Origin of the sequence: Bradyrhizobium sp. AUGA SZCCT0105, from assembly GCF_018129565.1 — a bacterium.
Lineage (GTDB): Bacteria > Pseudomonadota > Alphaproteobacteria > Rhizobiales > Xanthobacteraceae > Bradyrhizobium.
On sequence record NZ_JAFCMK010000003.1, the window covers coordinates 120,997 to 141,125 of the forward strand.

The 20,129-nt window shown below is 61.3% G+C and carries 18 protein-coding genes and 1 tRNA gene; 10 read left to right on the forward strand and 9 right to left on the reverse strand.

What is annotated here, in order from left to right; genetic code table 11:
- Window positions 1-9 precede the first annotated feature (9 nt).
- Window positions 10-1,983, reverse strand: a complete 1,974-nt coding sequence (acs, locus tag JQ573_RS16385) for an acetate--CoA ligase (protein WP_212313240.1) — start codon at window positions 1,981-1,983, stop codon at window positions 10-12.
- A 440-nt stretch (window positions 1,984-2,423) separates the two neighbouring features.
- Here acs and JQ573_RS16390 point away from each other — a divergent pair, with 440 nt between their 5' ends.
- The 5 genes from JQ573_RS16390 to JQ573_RS16410 all read left to right on the forward strand — a co-directional run bounded on the left by JQ573_RS16390 (window position 2,424) and on the right by JQ573_RS16410 (window position 7,473).
- Window positions 2,424-2,726 (forward strand): DUF485 domain-containing protein, encoded by a 303-nt coding sequence (locus JQ573_RS16390; RefSeq protein WP_097677094.1) that lies wholly within the window; start codon window positions 2,424-2,426, stop codon window positions 2,724-2,726.
- On the forward strand, window positions 2,723-4,414 hold the full coding sequence (locus JQ573_RS16395; RefSeq protein WP_212313242.1) for a cation acetate symporter: 1,692 nt from the start codon (window positions 2,723-2,725) through the stop codon (window positions 4,412-4,414). Before JQ573_RS16390 ends, JQ573_RS16395 begins: the two co-directional genes overlap by 4 nt.
- A gap of 37 nt (window positions 4,415-4,451) precedes the next feature.
- Window positions 4,452-6,254, forward strand: coding sequence for a putative nucleotidyltransferase substrate binding domain-containing protein (locus JQ573_RS16400; protein ID WP_249131885.1), 1,803 nt, complete (start codon window positions 4,452-4,454; stop codon window positions 6,252-6,254).
- A 1-nt stretch (window position 6,255) separates the two neighbouring features.
- Window positions 6,256-6,927 (forward strand): 3'-5' exonuclease, encoded by a 672-nt coding sequence (locus JQ573_RS16405; RefSeq protein WP_212313244.1) that lies wholly within the window; start codon window positions 6,256-6,258, stop codon window positions 6,925-6,927.
- Window positions 6,928-7,089: 162 nt separating this feature from the next.
- Window positions 7,090-7,473, forward strand: a complete 384-nt coding sequence (locus tag JQ573_RS16410) for a hypothetical protein (RefSeq protein ID WP_212313245.1) — start codon at window positions 7,090-7,092, stop codon at window positions 7,471-7,473.
- Here the strand turns inward: JQ573_RS16410 and JQ573_RS16415 are convergent.
- A tRNA-Glu gene (locus tag JQ573_RS16415) sits at window positions 7,461-7,535 on the reverse strand. The two genes, JQ573_RS16410 and JQ573_RS16415, sit on opposite strands and share 13 nt — an antisense overlap.
- Before the next feature lie 498 nt (window positions 7,536-8,033).
- Here JQ573_RS16415 and JQ573_RS16420 point away from each other — a divergent pair.
- From JQ573_RS16420 to JQ573_RS16430, 3 genes are all read left to right on the forward strand, one after another.
- On the forward strand, window positions 8,034-8,486 hold the full coding sequence (locus tag JQ573_RS16420; RefSeq protein ID WP_092124185.1) for a (2Fe-2S)-binding protein: 453 nt from the start codon (window positions 8,034-8,036) through the stop codon (window positions 8,484-8,486).
- A 1-nt stretch (window position 8,487) separates the two neighbouring features.
- On the forward strand, window positions 8,488-10,815 hold the full coding sequence (locus JQ573_RS16425; protein WP_212313247.1) for a molybdopterin cofactor-binding domain-containing protein: 2,328 nt from the start codon (window positions 8,488-8,490) through the stop codon (window positions 10,813-10,815).
- A 141-nt stretch (window positions 10,816-10,956) separates the two neighbouring features.
- Window positions 10,957-11,229, forward strand: coding sequence for a hypothetical protein (locus tag JQ573_RS16430; RefSeq protein ID WP_212313249.1), 273 nt, complete (start codon window positions 10,957-10,959; stop codon window positions 11,227-11,229).
- 156 nt (window positions 11,230-11,385) lie between these two features.
- On the opposite strand, the gene JQ573_RS16435 is transcribed toward JQ573_RS16430, so the two are convergent.
- The 3 genes from JQ573_RS16435 to JQ573_RS16445 all read right to left on the reverse strand — a co-directional run bounded on the left by JQ573_RS16435 (window position 11,386) and on the right by JQ573_RS16445 (window position 14,293).
- Entirely contained in the window at window positions 11,386-13,116 is a 1,731-nt protein-coding gene (locus tag JQ573_RS16435; protein WP_212313251.1) for a methanol/ethanol family PQQ-dependent dehydrogenase, read from the reverse strand.
- Window positions 13,117-13,183: 67 nt separating this feature from the next.
- Window positions 13,184-13,831 (reverse strand): ubiquinol-cytochrome c reductase iron-sulfur subunit, encoded by a 648-nt coding sequence (locus JQ573_RS16440; protein ID WP_212313253.1) that lies wholly within the window; start codon window positions 13,829-13,831, stop codon window positions 13,184-13,186.
- 126 nt (window positions 13,832-13,957) lie between these two features.
- Entirely contained in the window at window positions 13,958-14,293 is a 336-nt protein-coding gene (locus JQ573_RS16445) for a hypothetical protein (protein ID WP_212313255.1), read from the reverse strand.
- Between the two features lie 63 nt (window positions 14,294-14,356).
- Here JQ573_RS16445 and JQ573_RS16450 point away from each other — a divergent pair, with 63 nt between their 5' ends.
- Both JQ573_RS16450 and rpoH read left to right on the forward strand, forming a co-directional pair.
- Window positions 14,357-15,337, forward strand: a complete 981-nt coding sequence (locus JQ573_RS16450) for an RluA family pseudouridine synthase (protein ID WP_212314305.1) — start codon at window positions 14,357-14,359, stop codon at window positions 15,335-15,337.
- Window positions 15,338-15,554: 217 nt separating this feature from the next.
- A complete protein-coding gene (gene rpoH, locus JQ573_RS16455; protein WP_021077401.1) occupies window positions 15,555-16,451 on the forward strand; it encodes an RNA polymerase sigma factor RpoH in 897 nt (298 codons plus the stop codon).
- A gap of 553 nt (window positions 16,452-17,004) precedes the next feature.
- Here rpoH and JQ573_RS16460 read toward each other — a convergent pair.
- The 4 genes from JQ573_RS16460 to JQ573_RS40220 all read right to left on the reverse strand — a co-directional run bounded on the left by JQ573_RS16460 (window position 17,005) and on the right by JQ573_RS40220 (window position 20,076).
- The gene (locus tag JQ573_RS16460) at window positions 17,005-17,610 is read right to left on the reverse strand and encodes a CarD family transcriptional regulator (protein WP_212313257.1); all 606 of its coding nucleotides are present in this window, start codon (window positions 17,608-17,610) and stop codon (window positions 17,005-17,007) included.
- Window positions 17,611-17,959: 349 nt separating this feature from the next.
- Complete coding sequence (locus JQ573_RS16465; protein ID WP_212313259.1) at window positions 17,960-18,478, reverse strand: hypothetical protein; 519 nt, start codon at window positions 18,476-18,478, stop codon at window positions 17,960-17,962.
- Between the two features lie 221 nt (window positions 18,479-18,699).
- Window positions 18,700-19,080 carry a hypothetical protein gene (locus JQ573_RS16470; protein ID WP_212313261.1) on the reverse strand — a complete coding sequence of 127 codons (381 nt, stop codon included), beginning with the start codon at window positions 19,078-19,080 and terminating at the stop codon, window positions 18,700-18,702.
- A gap of 210 nt (window positions 19,081-19,290) precedes the next feature.
- Window positions 19,291-20,076 (reverse strand): L,D-transpeptidase, encoded by a 786-nt coding sequence (locus tag JQ573_RS40220; protein WP_249131887.1) that lies wholly within the window; start codon window positions 20,074-20,076, stop codon window positions 19,291-19,293.
- Window positions 20,077-20,129 lie beyond the last annotated feature (53 nt).

Sequence of the window (20,129 nt, forward strand, 5' to 3'; positions counted from 1 at the left end):
TTCTTACGCCTACGCGCCCTTCTTGTTCTGCCGGTTCTGCACGAGGTCGTCGACGACGGCCGGATCGGCCAAGGTCGAGGTGTCGCCGAGGCTCGACGGTTCGTCCTCGGCGATCTTGCGCAGGATGCGGCGCATGATCTTGCCGGAGCGCGTCTTCGGCAGGCCGGGCGCGAATTGGATGAGGTCCGGCGACGCGATCGGGCCGATGTCCTTGCGGACCCAGGCGACGAGTTCCTTGCGCAGGGCCTCGGTCGGCTCGGTGCCCTTCATCAGCGTGACATAGGCGTAGATGCCCTGGCCCTTGATGTCGTGCGGGTAGCCGACCACGGCGGCTTCCGACACCGCCTCATGCGCGACCAGCGAGCTCTCGACCTCGGCGGTGCCCATGCGGTGGCCGGAGACGTTGATGACGTCGTCGACGCGGCCGGTGATCCAGTAATAGCCGTCGGCATCGCGCCGGCAGCCGTCGCCGGTGAAGTACTTGTTCTTGTAGGTCGAGAAATAGGTCTGCTCGAACCGCGCATGGTCGCCATAGACCGTGCGCATCTGGCCCGGCCATGATTTGGTCAGGCAGAGATTGCCCGAGGTCTCGCCGTCCAGCGTCTTGCCGTCGGCATCGACGATCTCCGGTACCACGCCGAAGAACGGCCGCGTCGCCGATCCCGGCTTCAGCTTGGTCGCGCCGGGCAGCGGCGTGATCAGGATGCCGCCGGTCTCGGTCTGCCACCAGGTGTCGACGATCGGGCAGCGATCGTCGCCGACCACGCGGTAGTACCACTCCCAGGCTTCGGGATTGATCGGCTCGCCGACCGAGCCGAGCAGGCGCAGCGATTTGCGCGAGGTCTTCTTCACCGGCTCGTCGCCGCCCTGCATCAGCGCGCGGATCGCGGTCGGCGCGGTGTAGAAGATGTTGACCTTGTGCTTGTCGACCACGTTCCAGAAACGCGAATTGTCCGGGTAGTTCGGCACACCCTCGAACATCAGCGTGGTCGCGCCGTTGGCGAGCGGTCCGTAGAGGATGTAGCTGTGGCCGGTGACCCAGCCGACGTCGGCGGTGCACCAGTAGATGTCGCCGTCGTGATAGTCGAAGACGTATTGATGCGTCATCGACGCGAACACGAGATAGCCGCCCGAGGTGTGCAGCACACCCTTCGGCGTGCCGGTCGAACCCGAGGTGTAGAGGATGAACAGCGGGTCCTCGGCATGCATGTGCTCGGCCGGGCATTCCGTCGTCACCATCTCGGCCGCCTCGTGATACCAGAGGTCGCGCGTCGGGTTCATGTCGATCGCACCACCGGTCCGCTTCACCACCACGACCCAATCGACGCCGCCGGTTTTGGCGATCGCGGCATCGACATTGGCCTTCAGCGGCACCTTCTTGCCGCCGCGCAGGCCTTCGTCGGCGGTGATGACCACCTTCGAGTCGCAGTCCTTGATGCGCTGGGCGAGGCTGTCCGGCGAGAAGCCGCCGAACACCACCGAGTGGATCGCGCCGATCCGCGCGCACGCCAGCATGGCGTAGGCCGCTTCCGGAATCATCGGCAGATAGATCGTGACGCGGTCACCCTTCTTGACGTTCCGCGTGCGCAGGATGTTGGCCATCTTGCAGACTTCGTCGTGCAGCTGGCGGTAGGTGATGTGCTTGGATTCGGAAGGGTTGTCGCCCTCCCAGATGATCGCGGTCTGGTCGCCGCGCTTCTCGAGATGGCGGTCGATGCAATTCCAGGCGACGTTCAGCACGCCATCCTCGAACCATTTGATCGAGATGTTGCCGGGCGCAAAGGAGACGTTCTCGACCTTGGTGAAGGGCTTGATCCAGTCGATCCGCTTGCCGTGCTCGCCCCAGAAGCCGTTGGGGTCCTTGACCGAGCGCGCGTACATCTCGCGATATTTGGCGTCATCGATATAGGCGCGCTTGGCCCAGTCGGCCGACACGTCATAACTCGCTTTCGGCGAACCAGCATTTACGAACTTCGCATCCATAGCAATTCCTCCGAGATTTTCTTCTGTGTGACGCCATTACCCACAACACCAGGGAAGTTGGCTCTCTCTTCTCGGAGGCGCTGCGGTCCGCACGCGGCCAACTGGTTGCTTTGTCCAACTCCCACTCCTACGCCATATATGATCATGTGATTGATGCCGGGTTGATCTCCATCAAGAAACGCCTCTCTGCAGCTTGCTTTCCAGACACCGCATCAGAGATATCTTCGCGCTCAAGGCCGGCAGATCAATGCACGTACGCGACATTTGATCTGCATCAAGACCCCTCTTTTTCGATCGTACATATTCACATTGCTTCAACAGCGACTGTTGTGCGTCCGCCCGCCTCAGGCCCGCACGTGCCTGACGTTGAATACGCTGGAAATGAACGCCGCTCCGCGCGGCCAGACGTTCTTCCACTTATTGCTGAGGGAACCCAAACATTGAGCACCTACGAAAAAATTGAGCAGGACCCAAACTATCAAGAACTAGTTCGCCGGCGTTCGTCGCTGGGCTGGACGCTATCGGCGATCATGCTGATCGTATATTTCGGCTTCATCCTGCTCGTCGCCTACGCGCCACACTTCCTTGGCACACCGATGGGGACAGGCGTCACAACCATTGGCATTCCGATCGGGCTATTGGTCATCGTTTCGGCATTCCTGCTGACGGGCATCTACGTCAGCAAAGCGAACTCAAAATACGACCCTCTGATCCGCAAGATTGTTGGAGCGCGCCGCCAATGAAGAAGATACCCCACCTGTTGGTGACGCTGTTCATTTGCATTCCTTCGGTCGCACTTGCGGCCGGGACGATCGATGGCGGCACCAAGCAAGCGGTCAATTGGTCCGCTATTGGCATGTTCATCGGGTTTGTATCTCTGACGCTTGTGATAACCTACTGGGCATCGAAACGGACGGTATCGGCCGCGGATTTCTACTCGGCAGGTGGAGGCATCTCGGCCGGCCAGAATGGACTTGCGATCGCCGGCGACTACATGTCGGCAGCATCGTTCCTGGGCATCTCCGGTCTTGTCTACACCTCAGGGTATGATGGCCTGATCTACTCGGTCGGCTGGCTTGTTGGCTGGCCCGTTGTCACATTCCTGATTGCCGAGCAACTCCGCAATCTCGGCAAGTTCACATTCGCCGATGTCGCTTCATTCCGGCTCGGCCAGACGCGGATACGCATCCTGGCCGCGTGCGGCTCGCTGGTGACTGTCGCTTTCTATCTGATCGCGCAGATGGTCGGCGCCGGCAAGCTGATCCAACTGCTTTTCGGCTTGGACTATTGGATTGCCGTCATCCTGGTGGGTGGCCTTATGATGGTCTACGTGACCTTTGGCGGCATGAAAGCCACGACCTGGGTGCAAATCATTAAGGCTGTGCTGTTGCTGTTCGGCGCGACGTTCATGGCAGGCGCCGTGCTTTACAAATTCGGGTTCAGCCCGGAAGCACTGTTCGCCAAGGCGACCGAAGTACACCCCAAAAAGCTCGCGATCATGGAGCCCGGCAGCCTGATCTCAAATCCGCTATCGGCCATTTCGCTCGGCTTGGCCCTTATGTTCGGCACCGCCGGTCTGCCACACATCCTCATGCGTTTCTTCACCGTGAAAGACGCGCAGGCCGCACGCAAGTCCGTATTCTATGCAACAGGCTTCATTGGCTACTTCTACATCTTGACCTTCATCATCGGATTCGGCGCCATCACGCTCGTCTCGACCGATCTGGCGTTCCTCGACGCAGGGATTCTCGAGAAGACCAAAAGCGGGATCGCCGCGATCAAAGGCGGGTCGAACATGGCCGCGATCCATCTGGCCGACGCAGTAGGTGGCAATCTGTTCCTCGGCTTCATTTCGGCCGTCGCGTTTGCCACGATCCTGGCCGTCGTTTCTGGCTTGGCGCTCGCGGGAGCGTCCTCCATCAGCCACGATATCTACGCCATGGTAATCAAGGGAGGACATGCCAATGAACAGGACGAAGTTCGTGTCTCGAAGATCGCGACTCTGTTCCTGGGTGTGCTCGCGATCATACTTGGTATTATCTTCGAAAACCAAAACGTCGCTTTCATGGTTGGTCTTGCCTTCGCCATCGCAGCGTCCTGCAACTTCCCGGTGCTGGTGATGTCGATCTTCTGGAAGAACCTTACCACGAGAGGCGCCTTGATTGGTGGCCTGCTCGGCCTGATCAGCGCCGTCGTCGGCGTCATTCTGTCGCCGGCAGTATGGGAGGTGACCCTCGGCTTTGCAAAGGGATCGGCCCCCATCAAACTGGACAACCCTGCCCTGTTCTCGATGACAATCGCATTCGTGTCCATCTGGCTGATCTCGGTCCTGGACCGGAGCGCGCGTGCCGCCAAGGACCGCGACGGCTTCGACGCGCAGTTCGTGCGGAGCCAGACCGGCATCGGAGCAGCAAGCGCCACCAGTCATTGAAACTTGCGCTTTGTGGAACCAATAGGCACAACGGCGAATGCCCAAGGCTTTTGATGCCACAAATCCACCGTTCGATCGTCTGACGCCGCATGAAGTGGAGATGCTTCGTGCGGCGCTGGACGTCGTCTACTTTCGACCCGGTGAATCGGTCATCGACCAAGGCAGCCCCTCGCAGGCCCTCTTCGTCGTCATCAAAGGCACGATAGAGGAGCGCGACGGGACCGATCTGCTGGCCCTGCTCGGCCCGAAGGACAGCTTCGACAGCCGTGCCCTCGTGCACGGCAAAAGCGGACATGCCTTCCGCGCCCGCGACGAAACGCTATGCTACTCCGCTCCGCGATCTACGGTGCTCGACCTGATCCAGAATAATCCGAGATTTGCCTCGTTCTTCTACCACGATATCGCGCGCAAACTGGATGAGTTCGTCAGGGACCAGGATGAACAGCGGCACGGATCGATGATGCGCGCTCGCATTTCCGAGCTTTTTCTGCACCCTGCCGCCTCCGTCGAAGCCGACGACACCGTGGAAACGGCAGGCCGCAAGATGCAAGAGATCAACAGCAACGCATTGTTTGTCCGGGACGGCCAACGGACCGGCATCATCACGGGCATGAACCTGTCAAAAGCCGTTGTGTTACGGCGCCAGTCTATTCAAACATCCGTTCGCAATCTGGCGCACTTCGACCTGGTTACGCTGCGGCCCGACGATTTCGTGTCGTCAGCGCTTGTGCTCATGACCAAGCTCAACAAGCGCCGCGTGGCCATTCGCGACGACGAGCGTTTCGTCGGCATCCTGGAGGACATCGATGTCCTGGGCTTCCTCGCCGGTAGCGCTCAGGTCATCGCCGGACGTATTGAGCGCGCTGCGAACCAAGACGACCTGGCGGCTGCCGCCCGCCAAACGGCGGCCCAGGTGCGGACCCTGCGGCGCCAAGGGATCGGCGTCGAGCTGATCGGCGAAATCGTCTCCGATTTGAATCAGCGTCTGCTTTCCAGATTGTTCGATCTCGTGGCGCCGAGCGAGATTCGCACAGGCGGGTGCCTGATGGTCATGGGAAGCGAGGGTCGGGGCGAGCAGACCGCCCGCACGGATCAAGACAACGGCCTCATTCTGTCAGAGGCAATCGAACAAGCGGAGCTTGATAAGTTTCGCACTGCATTCTCCGGCGCGCTGTCCGACTTTGGCTTTCCTCCCTGCCCCGGACACGTGATGGTGAACAATCCAGCATGGTCTAAACCACTGCCCGATTACATCGCCGACATTCGCAATTGGCTCGCATTGCCCGACGATGCCGCTCATCTGAACGTCGCCATACTTTTCGACGCACGGTGCGTTGCCGGCGACGCGATGCTCCTGGCCGAAGCGAAGACTATGCTGATCGAGACGGCACGCGGCGAACAAGCGTTCCTCGCGCATTTCGCGCGGGCCATAGACCTCTTCGCGACGCCGATTGGCCTATTCAAGAACTTGATCACCTCTGCGGGCAATGGCGACGCCATCGACCTGAAGAAAGGCGGTCTATTTCCGATTGTGCATGGCGTTCGCAGCCTTGCTCTCGAGCATGGGTTGATGGAAACCGCGACTGACAAGCGGATCGATCGTCTATGCGGCATGGGCGTCTTGCACGCCGAATTCGCCCGCGAGCTTCACCAAGCTTTCAATTTCATGCTGATGCTGCGGCTCGACGGACAACTGGCGGAGTCAGCCGGTGCCACAGGCACACTGGTGCGACCATCATCATTGTCGAGCATGGAGCGTGACCTCCTGCGTGACGCATTCTATGTCGTCAAGAAGTTCCGCGAGTTCATTCGCCATCACTTCAATCTCGGTGTCTTCTGACGTGATTCCGCGCGCGATCAAACGCCTGTTTCACCAAGCTTCGATCGGCGACCAGTCATATCGATTCATGTTCAAGCACGGTCCCGCGGACGAAGTTGTCGCCATCGATTGCGAGACCACGGGGCTAAACGTACGTACGGACGACATCATCAGCATCGGCGCCATCAAGATCAGAGGCAACCGCATTCTGACAAGTGAGCGCTTCGAGGGGTTCGTACGCCCCGATGCAAGCATACGAACGGATGCGATCAAGATACACCGCCTGCGTCAGGTCGATGTTGAGCATCAAGTTCCGATCCGGAAGCTGTTGCCTGACTTCCTGTATTTCGTCGGCGGGCGGCCGCTTGTCGGGTACTACGTCGATTTCGACATCGCGATGCTGGACAAATATATTCTTCCGTTTATTGGAATCGAACTGCCAAATCCGCGCATCGAAATCTCCAGCCTCTACTACGAGCGGAAGTACGGCGATGCACCCCCTAACATCTCGATCGATCTTTCGTTCTCCGCAATTCTCGCGGACCTCGAACTCCCTTCGCTTCCTCAACATGAAGCGTTCAACGACGCCTTAATGACCGCGATGATGTACGTCACCCTGTGTGACAAGAAGAAGAGAGGAATGCGGATTCCACGGTCGAACAATCAGACCGGCTTCGATCTGACCGGCGGTTAAAGACGATTACAGATTCACTCAGATGACATCCTATGGTCGCAAGGAGCATTCGCCCCTAAGCGACCATCTTGGCTGCAATGTTCTTTTTGCGCCGCATCATGCCATTTCAAACGGATGAATTTGCTCTGATCCAGCGCTATCGCGCCGTTAGGCGGCAGCACCATGAATGCGGCTACGCTGCCGTGTGCGATGGCATCTTATATTGCGATTGAGGAGCTGAGATTCGTTTGCAAGCCGGTTCAACGCGAACCTACCCGGTACAGCGTCATTCACAATTTCGAAGCACTCCTCCCGCCGACGCATGGCGAGCAAGTAGGCGATCTCGCCAGGGCGCATGACATCATGGCCGCACTCGGCCACACCACGTTGGCGGAAGCCGAGCGCTACACCCGCGAGGCTGATCGGCGTCGTGGCGGCAAGCGTGTGGTGACACGCCTCAACGAACATAGGTTGAACAGGGTTTCCCAAACCGCATCTGATGATTTGGGAAAGGAGGAAAAAATCAGGGAAAAACAATGCCGTAATTTCCCGATTGGCGCTCCCTAGGGGAATCGAACCCCTGTTTCAGCCTTGAGAGGGCCGCGTCCTAACCGCTAGACGAAGGGAGCGTTGAGGGGAAGGCAATAGCCTTGAAATCGGCCTGCCGCAAGATGGCTTGTGCGCTGCGGCAGGGATTTTGTCATCCATGCTTACCATGCCGTGCCGGCGATTTCGGCACCGGAGCGGCCCCGGAACGCCCCCTGCGCCCTGCGGGGCTTCAGCGCACGGACCAGCGATGCGGCCGCGCCGTGCGCATGATGGCCACCTGCGGATGTCATGTCTGCATCGTGCACGGCCCTGCTTTCGCCAAACGGAAATGCAAAACACCTGGCTGTGAAGTCACCCGACGGCCTGCCTCTGCTAACATCGCAGCTCTTCACCATGCTGCGCCGGGCAAGGCGCTCGAGACGCGAGAGGAGTGCTTGGAACAAAGCGCAAGCCCGCAGGCACGATAATTTGGCTCACGAATATCTTGGCAAAAACAAACATCAACGCGGCCGCAGGCCATGGAAGACGTTCCGCCCTGCCCGCACCGGTCAATAGCTTAAGCAGAGCGAGGACAGACCATGATCAAACTAAAAATCAACGGCCAGGAACAGAATTGGGACGGCGACCCGGATCTTTCGCTGCTCTGGTATCTCCGTGACGAAGCAGGGCTCACGGGCACCAAGTTCGGCTGCGGCCAGGCGCTGTGCGGCGCCTGCACCGTGATCATCGACAAGGAGGCGGTGCGCGCCTGCATCACCTCGGTCTCCGACGTCGCCGGCCGCGAGGTCACCACCATCGAGGGGCTGCACCCGACCGGCGACCATCCGGTGCAGAAGGCGTGGCGCCAGGTCAATGTTCCGCAGTGCGGCTATTGCCAGGCCGGCCAGATCATGCAGGCCGCGGCGCTGCTGGACCAGAACCCGAAGCCCAACCACGACCAGATCCGCGAAGCCATGTCGGGCAACATCTGCCGCTGCGGCTGCTACCAGCGGATCGAGAATGCCGTCCATCTCGCATCGACGGGAGTGTGACATGAACATCCGCACCAACATACCCACCAATTCTCGCAAGCTCCGCGGCTTCGAGAAGCACGTGAAGGTCGAGAACCTTTCGCGCCGCAGCATCCTCAAGGGTCTCGGCATCGCCGGCTCTTTCGTGCTCGCCGCGCCCGTGATGACGCGCCAGGCGTTCGCCTATGAGACCGGCGCCGGCAAGATGCCGCACGGCGTCGTGGTCGACCCGCGCGTGTTCGTCGCGATCGCCCCCGATGGCGTCGTCACTATCCTGGCGCACCGCGCCGAGATGGGCACCGGCGTCCGCACCAGCCTGCCCTTGATCGTCGCCGAGGAAATGGAGGCCGACTGGTCGCGCGTCCATGTCCAGCAGGCGCATGGCGACGAGGTCAAGTTCGGCAACCAGGACACCGACGGGTCGCGCAGCACGCGGCACTATCTGATCCCGATGCGCCAGATCGGCGCCTCCGCGCGTTCAATGCTGGAAGCCGCCGCCGCCAAGAAATGGGGCGTGCCGGTGACCGAGGTGAAGGCGCAGAACCATGAGGTTGTGCACAGCTCAAGTGGACGCAAGATCGGCTTCGGCGATCTCGCCGGCGATGCCGCCAAGGAGTCGGTGCCGAGCATTGAAGGCCTCAAGCTCAAGGACCCGAAGGACTTCCGCTATCTCGGCAAGGGCCAGGTCTCGATCGTCGACCTGCACGACATCACGACTGGCAAGGCGCATTACGGCGCCGATACCCGCCTGCCCGGCCTGAAATATGCTGTGATCGCGCGTCCGCCGGTCACCGGCGGCAAGGTCAAGTCATTCGATGACAGCGCGGCGATGAAAGTGCCCGGCGTCGAGAAGGTGATGGAGGTCAAGGGCTGGCCCTGGCCGTCCAAGTTCCAGCCGCTCGGCGGCGTGGCCGTGATCGCGCGCAACACCGGTGCTGCGATCAAGGGCCGCGACGCGCTGAAGATCGTCTGGGATGACGGCGCCAACGGCAAGTACGACTCCGTCACCTATCGTGCTTCGCTGGAAGAGGCCGCGCGCAAGCCTGGCCTCGTGGTGCGCAAGGAAGGCGACGTCGATGCGGCGCTGAAGAGCGCCGACAAGGTGATCGTGGGCGAATATTATCTGCCGCATCTCGCCCATGTCAGCATGGAGCCGCCGGTCGCGGTTGCCGACGTCAAGGGCGACAAGGCCCAGATCTGGGCTCCGGTGCAGAGCCCCGGCGGCACCCGCGAGGATGTCGCCAAGACGCTCGGCATCCCCGAGGACAATGTCACCGTCAACGTGACGCTGCTCGGCGGCGGCTTCGGCCGCAAGTCGAAATGCGATTTCGCGCTCGAGGCGGCATTGCTGTCGAAGGAACTCGGCGCGCCGGTCAAGGTGCAATGGACCCGTGAGGACGACGTGCATCACGACTTCCTGCACACGGTCTCCGTGGAACGGATCGAGGCCGGTCTCGACAAGAGCGGCAAAGTCATCGCGTGGCGGCACCGCAGCGTGGCGCCGACCATCGCCTCGACCTTCGCCGCCGGCGCCAACCACGAAGCGCCGTTCGAGCTCGGCATGGGCCTGATCGACAACCCGTTCGAGATCGCCAATCTGCAGTGCGAGAATCCGGAAGCGGCCGCGTTCACGCGGATCGGCTGGTTCCGCTCGGTCTCCAACATCCCGCGCGCCTTCGCGGTGCAATCCATGGTCGGGGAAATCGCGCATGCGACGGGTCGCGACCAGAAGGACATGCTGCTGGAGCTGATCGGAAGCCCGCGGATCGTCAACCTGTCCTCGGTGAAGGATCCCTGGAACTACGGCGAGCCCTATGACAGCTATCCGATCGACACCGCGCGGCTGCGCAAGGTGGTCGAACTGGTCGCCGAGAAGGGCGAGTGGGGCCGTACCGTGCCGAAAGGCCATGGTCTCGGCATCGCCGTGCACCGTTCCTTCGTCAGCTACATCGCGACCATCGTCGAGGTGGCGATCGACGACAAGGGCAAGCTCACGGTGCCGCGGGTCGACACCGCGATCGATTGCGGCACTTACGTCAACCCGGAGCGGATCGCCTCGCAGATCGAAGGCGCTGCGATCATGGGGCTGAGCCTCGCCAAATATGGCGAGATCAGCTTCAAGGACGGCAAGGTGCAGCAGAGCAATTTCGACGACTTCCCGGTGATCCGGATCGACGAGTCGCCTGTGATCACCAACGTCTACATCGTGCCGCCCGGGGCGGACACCCCGCCCAGCGGCGTCGGCGAACCCGGCGTGCCGCCGTTCGCACCGGCCCTGAGCAACGCGATCTTTGCCGCCACCGGAAAGCGCATCCGCGCCCTTCCGATCGGCAAGCAGCTGGAGACGTGAGACAGGAACGTTAGCTGAAGCGGGCCGTTCTCATCGATCCGAGGCATGATCCGGAAAAGTGCGAAGCGGTTTTCCGAGAAGATCATGCCCCAGCAAATCAGCTAAAGCGCGATCTAGATCGCGCTTTAGAGGAGCAGATCGATGAGAACCCCACCTCGAAAATTCCAGACGCCCGCGGCGATCTTGTCCGCGGGCGTCTTGCTTTTTGCGACGCAGGCAGCGTTTGCGCAGACCGCCTCGCCGCCGAGCACGACCGCGACGCGTCCAGCGAAAGTGCTGCCCGACCAGACCTCGGTTCCGAGCAGCGGCCCACCTTCGACCACGGGCCAAACCACAGGCGAGGCCACCCGTGATCCCACGATCAAGAAGATGAACGAGGACGAGAAGCAGAAGGTCGACACCAAGGGCAAATAGCGCATGATCCGGAAGGATCATGCTGAAAGCCAAGGCGGACCGGGAAGCGGCGGTCTCCCCAACCGCCGCTTCCCGATCGCATCGCCCCCTATCGGTTGGCGCGTTTTCTAAAGCTTCGGTTCTGCTTCAATGGAACCGAAGCTCTGATCGTGCGCCCTACTTCTTGTCGAGCGCGAACACCCAGATCACGCCGCCTTGCGGGACGTTGTTCTCGAAGCCCGCAACCTTGCCGGCGAGCGCGTCCTGGATGCGCTGCGCGTCGACGCCCCAGCCGGACTGGACCGCGATGTACTGCGTCCCGTCGACCTCATAGGACATCGGCATCGCCATGATGCCGGAGTTGGTCTTCTGCTCCCACAACAGCTCGCCGGTCTTGGCGTTGAAGATGCGGAACATCCGGTCATTGGTGCCGCCAGCGAGAACCAGGTCGCCCGCGGTCGCCGTCACCGAGCCGAACAGCTGCGAAGTCTTGAAGTCGTGCTGCCAGACCTTCTTGCCGGTGGCCGGATCCCACGCCTGCAACTCGCCGAAATGATCGGCGTTCGGTGCCGGCGTTAGCCCGATGTCCTCCGGCTTGGTGCCGAGCCAGAGTTGGCCGGGAACCAAGGGCTGCTTCTCGCCCGTGAAGCCGCCGCAGAAGTTCTCGTTGGCGGGAACGTAGACGAGCTTGGTGCTCTGGCTGTACGCCGCCGACGGCCAATCCTTGCCGCCCCACAGCGACGGGCAGAACTCGACCCGCTTGCCGATCACCGGCTTGTGCTCGGGATCGACGATCGGCCGGCCGGTCTCGGCCTCGATGCCCTTCCAGACATTGGTCTTCACGAACGGCCAGCCGGACACGTAGTTGATCTTGTCGGGCTTGTTCTCGAGCACCCAGAAGATCGCGTCGCGTCCCGGGTGGATCAGGCTCTTGAACGAGCGTCCGTCACGCTGCAGGTCGACCAGCATCGGCGCATCGACCTCGTCCCAGTCCCAGGAATCGTTCTGGTGATACTGGAAGTGCTTCTTGATCTTGCCCGTCTCGGGATCGAGGCCGATCACCGAGCTGGTGTAGAGGTTGTCGCCGGCGTGAGCCGAGCCCGGCCACGGCGCAGCGTTGCCGACGCCCCAAAGGATCGTCTTGTTGTCCTTGTCGTAGGTGCCGGTCATCCAGGCCGATCCACCGCCCGACTTCCAGTCGTCGCCGCTCCAGGTCTCGTGCCCGGGCTCGCCTTCGCCGGGGATGGTGAAGGTGCGCCAGAGCTCTTTGCCGCTCTCGGCATCATAGGCGACGACATAGCCGCGCACGCCGAACTCACCGCCGGAGCCGCCGACGATCACCTTGCCGTCGACCACCAGCGGCATCAGCGTCAGATACTGACCCTTCTTGTAGTCCTGGACCTTGGTGTCCCAGACCACCTTGCCGGTCTTGGCGTCGAGCGCGACGACATGGTCGTCGGTGGTAGCGAAGTAGACCTTGTCCTGCCACAGGCCGACGCCACGGCTGGTCGGATGCAGCTGGAACAGATCGTCGGGAAGCTGCCGCTTGTAGCGCCAGTATTCCTCGCCGGTCTTGGCGTTGAGCGCGATCACCTGCCCCATCGGGGTCGCGGCGAACATCACGCCATTGTTGACGATCGGCGGCGCCTCATGGCCCTCGATGACGCCGGTCGAAAAAGTCCAGACCGGCTTGAGGTCCTTGACGTTGGAGGTGTTGATCTGGTTGAGCGGACTGTACCCCTGTCCGTCATAGGTCCGGCGATACAGCATCCAGTTGCCGGGTTCGGGATTTTCGAGACGCGCTGAGGTCACCGAACTGTAGTTTTCGATCGGCCCCCCGACGGCATAGGTCGAAATGAGGCATGTGAATGCGACACAACTCGACAGTAACCACTGCTTGCTTGTCATGAGATGCTACCTCCCTGCTCTGTTTTGATTTTTTCAGTTTAGGTCATGCAGAAATCCCGGTGTGGCCTCATCCTCCTTGCTGAGCACCCACCTTCCCGACGAATGGCGCTGCGACCGTGATCGCGCCGTCGGCAACCGTCAGCGGCAATGCCGCGAGGCGACGTGGCGCCGGCCCGAACACGACCTGCGCATTCTGCCGCGGATCGTATTCGGAGTTGTGACAGAGGCATTTCAGAACGTTCTTGTCGCCCTGCTCTTCCTTCAACCAGGCAGTGATCGGACATCCGGCATGCGTGCAGATGACCGAGTAGCAGACGATGCCGTCAGGCGCGCGGGCGCGCGTGGCATCGTCGAGTTCGCTCGGATCGAGCTTGACGATCACGACCTCGTTGAGCCGCGAGCCCTTGCGGACGACCGAGGTCTTCGGGTCCTGCGGCCAGGCGCGAATGGGCGGTCCGCCGAGTTTCAGATCATCCGACTTGATGACCTGGCCGGCCTTGTCGCCTTCGGCGCGCACCAGCACGTCGGCTTTTTGCGGTCGCTCACTGGCGCCGGGCTGGTCTTCATCGTCGGCGGCTGCGGGTTCGATCGCGGCGAGACAGGCGCAGCCCGCAAGCGCGGTCAACACCGCGCGACGCGTCGGGTCCGCGAACGAACCCGATGCATCGGTTTCAACTCTCTGTTCGACGGAAGCGCTGGGGTTGGACTCCGACATGGCGCAAGCTGAGCGTGCAACTCAGCCGAAAAGATGGCGGCACACATTCTCGATGCGCGAACGCATGCGCAAAAAATACGCTGCAGCTTTTGGTTGATCGACCGCACCGCTTCGCGATTGCTTCGATCAGGGCTCGTTGACGAAGCTCAGCCTGCCGACAGGTTTCAGTGTCTTTGCATCAAATGTGCGGATCTCTGTTGCACCGCCTATATCGAGCGTGAGGACCAGCCGTTCGCCGGCTGTGCCGGTTGCGACGATACGGGCGCCCTTCGGCAGCGCAGCAGTGACGTCGGAGACGGAAACGGGGCTTCCCTCGCTGCGATAAAGGCGGTAGCCGATGGCAATCAACACGACGGCCACGGCCAAGGCCGAGGTCAGGCCCGCGATCAGCATCATGCGCCGCACCCGCGCGATCAGCGCGGCCTGGTCGGGGGTCGGTTCGGTCACAGCGGTGTCGGTCATCACAAGGCTCTATCTTTGCAACAGGTCGATTTGAATCAGGTTTCTTCGAATGGCGGTCGGAAGCTGGAGGTCATCGTCGCAGGCGACGAGGGCTCGGCCCGGCTTGACCGCGTGCTCGCACAGCGCACGCCGGAGCTGTCGCGGTCCCGGCTGAAGGCGCTGATCCTCGCCGGTTCCGTGGCCGTCAAGGACGCCATCGTGCGCGACCCCGCTTATCATGTCGCCAAGGGCGATACGATCATAATCGACGTGCCGGAGGCCGTGCCCGCCGAGCCTCAGGGCGAGGACATCGCGCTCGATATCGTGTTCGAGGACGACGACATCATCGTCATCAACAAGCCGAGGGGCCTCGTCGTGCATCCCGCGGCCGGCCATGCTACGGGAACGCTCGTCAACGCGCTGATCGCGCATTGCGGCTCGAGCCTGTCGGGTATCGGCGGGGTCAAGCGGCCGGGCATCGTGCACCGCCTCGACAAGGACACCACGGGGCTGATGGTGATTGCCAAGAACGACCAGGCGCATCAGTCGCTGACCGCGCAATTCGCCGACCACGGCCGCACCGGCCCGATGGAGCGCGGCTACATGGCGTTCGCCTGGGGCGTGCCGAACCGGCCCCACGGCACCATCGACGCGCCGATCGACCGCCACCCGCATGCCCGCGAGAAGATGGCCGTGCGCCAGGGCGGCCGCGAGGCGATCACCCATTTCGAGGTGCGAGAGAGCTTTGCCGACCGCGACGGCAAGCCGGTCGCTTCGCTGTTGGCCTGCCGGCTCGAGACCGGGCGAACCCATCAGATCCGGGTGCACCTCGCCCATCTCGGCCATCCCCTGATGGGCGACAGCGTTTACGGCGCCCACTTCAAGACCAAGGCCGGACAGCTGAGTGTGGAAGGTAAGCACGCACTTACCGCGCTCGACCGGCAGGCCCTGCACGCCTATCTGCTGACTTTGGAACACCCCCGCACCGGGGAACTTTTACACTGGGAGTCGGCCTTGCCGGAGGATTTGCTTCTCCTGCAGCGGGCGCTGGCAGCGGCGGTATGACGCACCCCTCCCGGAAAAGCTCCGTTATGACAACAGGTTATACCTGCCACACGGGGACGTGACGTCAGCAATCCTTCCCTATCACGGACAGTTTGGTGTATGTTGCACCTGCGTTGAATATCCAACGCGGAACATCGCAGCATGGCCGGCTTTAACCCAGCGGCCACCTGCCGGGCCCGCCGCTATCGGGGGCCTGAACCACTGGAGGGCGCAAGTAATGGCCCGTACAGCTACGTTGCCGGTCCTCAATGGAGAATCCGGCCTTTCACGTTACCTCGCCGAGATCCGCAAGTTCCCCATGCTGGAGCCCCAGCAGGAGTACATGCTCGCTAAGCGTTGGCGCGAGCATGACGATCGCGACGCGGCGCATAAGCTTGTCACCAGCCATCTCAGGCTCGTGGCCAAGATCGCCATGGGCTATCGCGGCTACGGCTTGCCGATTTCCGAGGTCGTCTCGGAAGGCAATGTCGGCCTGATGCAGGCGGTGAAGCGATTCGAGCCCGAGAAGGGCTTCCGTCTCGCCACATACGCCATGTGGTGGATCAAGGCGTCAATACAAGAGTACATTCTGCGTTCCTGGTCGCTCGTGAAGATGGGCACCACCGCGAACCAGAAGAAGCTGTTCTTCAACCTGCGCAAGGCGAAGAGCAAGATCTCCGCTCTGGAAGAGGGTGATCTCCACCCCGACCAGGTGAAGTTGATTGCCAAGCGCCTCGGCGTGACCGATCAGGACGTGGTTGACATGAATCGCCGCCTCGGTGGCGACGCGTCGCTCAACGCCCCGATCCGCGACGACGGCGAAGCCGGCGAATGGCAGGACTGGCTGGTCGACAACTCGCCCAACGCCGAAGCCTTGATGGCCGAGAGCGAGGAATTCGATCATCGCCGCCAGGCCCTGAACGGTGCGATCGGCGTGCTCAACCCGCGCGAACGCCGCATCTTCGAGGCGCGGCGTCTGGCCGATGAGCCGATGACGCTGGAAGACCTCGCCGCCGAGTTCGGCGTGTCGCGCGAGCGCGTGCGGCAGATCGAGGTCCGCGCGTTCGAGAAGGTGCAGTCGGCCGTCAAGGGCACGATCGCCCGGCAGGAAGCCGCACTCGAAGCCGCGCACTGATCGCGCGGTGGCGAGCCACAGACACGAAAGCCGGCGGCAACGCCGGCTTTTTTGTTTTTGTCTGCAGGATGGGTGGCGCGCAGCGATACCCGGCATCCTGCCGCGCTCTTGGCCATGTCGGCTAGGGGGCAAATGCTGACATGCAGGTGGTGCCGGCGCGCTGGCGCTTCGAAGGCAGCACTGGTCGCATCTCACGATCGCCCCGCTACCCCTTCTGGGTAAGCAACGTTTGCAGGACAACGCAGTTTTCTATTCGTCAGGATTTTGCACTTTACATCCTGGGGCTAGAGCCAACGCTGCCCGTGTGTATTTTAAGCGGGCGGCGTTGTGCCCTGGTCGTAACCGGTGCGCGGCAAGATGGACCGGTCGAGACAAGGCTCGACAAGTGAGAAGCGATCAGCATCGCGAAGCTTGTCGCGTGTGAGGAGCGCGTGCACGCCGGAAGTATCGCAGAGCCATGAGCCGCCTCGCCGCTAAGCTCCAGCGCACTCCCAAGCCCCGGCGGACCGTCTCGCTGGATTCGCCAGAAGCGTCCCGATCTCCACAGACTGCTCTAAGCGCCTCGCCTTGCCGTAGTCATCATCAGACTTTCAAGCTCTCTGACGGCCGCTTCTTCGGTGACGCCGTCGACAACGGCAACCTCTCCCGAAAGGCGTTCGAGTGCAGCCGTATAGAGCTGTCGTTCGCTGTAGCTTTGGCTGGAATTGAACTCCGGCCGATAGAGATCGCGCATCGCTTCTGCGATGGCGAGAATATCTCCCGACTTGATCTTGCTCTCATATTCCTGAGCAAGCCGGGACCAATTACCACGCGCTCTGCGAGGCGCTTGACTCAGGATACTTCGCGCTTGCTGGATGGCCGCCGGATCGGAAAGCTCACGCATCCCGACACTTGCCGCCTTTCTTGTCGGAACTCGCAGCGTCATTTTGCTTTTCGCAAAATAGACGACAAAGAACTCAAGCTGAGCTCCTGCCACCGCCTGTTCCTCGATCGCGACAATCTGCCCGACGCCGTGAGCCGGGTACACGATCAGATCGGTTGCCTTGAATCCAAAGCGCGTCTCGATGCAACGGCTCCCACTCGTTTGATCGACGGAGGGTACCGGTATGGAATGCGCAGGATTCGAACGATTGGATTGCGCTTGATCGCTAAAATTCATTTCGCGATTTGCCCCGCAGCTCTAGGAATTGGCTCCACCGCCATTTCCCGCCGTGATCAATCAGTACGTCAGAACCAAAATGCTCGACTCAAAATCATAAATTGCAGTCCTTCACTAATAGGCCGCGAGCGAGAGCGTCGCCACGAGAAATGCGATCAGCTGGCATTCCCTCGATAGCTGTGGTTTCTTGGCAACTTGTTCCCTATCGAGGAATCAACGGATCTCCTTTGGGTCAACAGGCGACGCCCGGTGGCAGCTTCAGAAATCTGCTGCGGGCGATAGTTCTCGCGCCGCAAGACTTCCAGAAGAATGAAGGGCCGATCAAAACGTCCGCCCGGAGTGTCACCTGTTACTTGCAGCCGCGGCAAATCGTAAGCTTGCTCTTTAGCTTGTCATCGTCGCCGGGATCGAGCGATTGGTTTCCAGAGACTCGATCAGCTTCTTGATCGAGCGCGGGATGCTTTGCCCGGTGCGACTTGGCGGGTCGCGTCGGCCGGCTTGACGTGTCGTCCTCGATGCCGACGCTAAAACCATCGTAATCGGGGACAGGTCTAGCCGACGGCCGCGACCTGTCGATCACTTGTGCCTGCGAAACGCTGTCGGGCTCTAACGGCGTGTGCTCGACAGTGGCAGATCGTGGGGCAGTCGCGCGTGGCGGCAAATCTTTAGCGGCACGGGGCGCCGAATTCTTGGCGGTCGCCGGCGATGGCCAGACGCTGTTGGTTGCGGCCGTAGATGCCGTTCCCTCATTCGACGGCGGCGGCGCAATCGAAAGCGGAGGAGAAAGCGAGGTCTGACATCTCGCGCCGTCTTGTGACCAAACTCCCGCCGCCAACAAACCAATGGCAAACAGTGTTGCGTTCTTCATAACCCGTCCTGCAAATCATTTGGAATGAAAACATTGATCACGTGGCTCCGATCGCCACGCTTCGGCAAAAATTCCACATCTGACATGGCGATCAAAATTGACGAAAGTGGGGAGCCGTGGGCGGATTCAGGCGTGCTTCGGCCCACCCTCGCCGCTCGCCCGATGCGCTCCTGGCCATGTCGGCCAAGGGCCAGAAGCAGCCGCACGCATGCCCGCTCTGCCTATCGGGTTGAGGGCGTCCCCTCGCTCGGTGGACACTCCCGATAGCCGAAGCGCTCAATCAGCACGTGACCTTCCAGCATATGGAATGCATCGCTATCCATATGATGGCCTTCGAGCAGATAGCGCCGCAATCCTTCGTCATACTGGGAAAGTAGCGCACGGCTCGCAAGCGTATCGGGACCGGTGCGGTTTTCCGCGAGGTCGTGGCCAGCGTGAAACATCAGTTGAGCATCGCGCTGAACACAGACATTCCGGATGCCAAGGAACAGCGTGCAAGCTGATTTGCAAATCCCTTCGATGCGAAATTCATCGCCGCTCGCGTTGTATTGACGAACGATCTTCAAGAAGTCCGGAATGTAGCCACCGTCGGCAAACGGCACGGACGACCCCGCCGACCACGCAGGGAAAGCCAAAGCGCACAGTATCGCGGCACAAATCCAAAACCATCGAAGCATCGAGCGCCGCCAAGTTCGATGACCACCCATAGCCTGATCGAACGCGATAGAGCAACGAATGTCGGCGTCGGGTCAAAAGCCGCTCATAGCGACCGAACCGGGGGACTTCCAGTCCAAGCCGGAGAGCCGAACGTTTCATTTCTCGGCCAACATGGGGGCAGCTTGTGCCGGAAGCACGATCACCTTCGCTCCGACCTTCACCCGATCGTAGAGGTCCACGACGTCCTCATTGGTCAGCCGGATACAGCCGGACGAAACCCGCTTCCCGATCGTATCGGGCTTGTTGGTGCCGTGAATTCGATATTCGGTATCGCCCAGATACATCGCCCGGGCGCCGAGCGGATTGCCGGGGCCCCCTGCCATGAACCGCGGCAGATAAGGCTGGCGCGAAATCATCTCTGCCGGCGGACGCCAGTCCGGCCATTCTGTCTTGCGGGCCACGGTCTGTTCACCGGACCATGTGAAACCTTCGCGGCCAACGCCGATGCCGTAGCGCATCGCCTGCCCGTCGTTCAGAACGAGATAAAGGAATGTGTTTCCGGTATCGATGACGACGGTGCCCGGCGTCTGGTGGCTGGCGTAATCAACCACCTGCCGAACAAATCTTCCGGGAGCGTCAGCGGCTTTTGGTGTTTCGATCCGGGGCGCGGGCGCTGGAACCGGAATTGGAACCGGAGCTGGCGCTGGTGCCTGCACTGGCGCCGATACGTGAATAGGAGTCGATGGTGCGGGAGTCGACGGCGTAGGACTAGATGGCGCCGGGACCTGGTGCGCGGCTTGCTTCCGTATCGGTTGAACGCTCGCCGGCCGCCACAGCAAGCCGTACCCCAATGCGACAGCCGCCACGGCGCCAATTGCAACTCTTCCCGCCACCGGTAGCGCGAGCGCTTCAGTCTTCCTACGTTTGGCCCGCTTTGCCATGTCTTCCCCCGATCCCTGTGCTTCGAACAGGTACCCAGCAAATTTTAACAAGC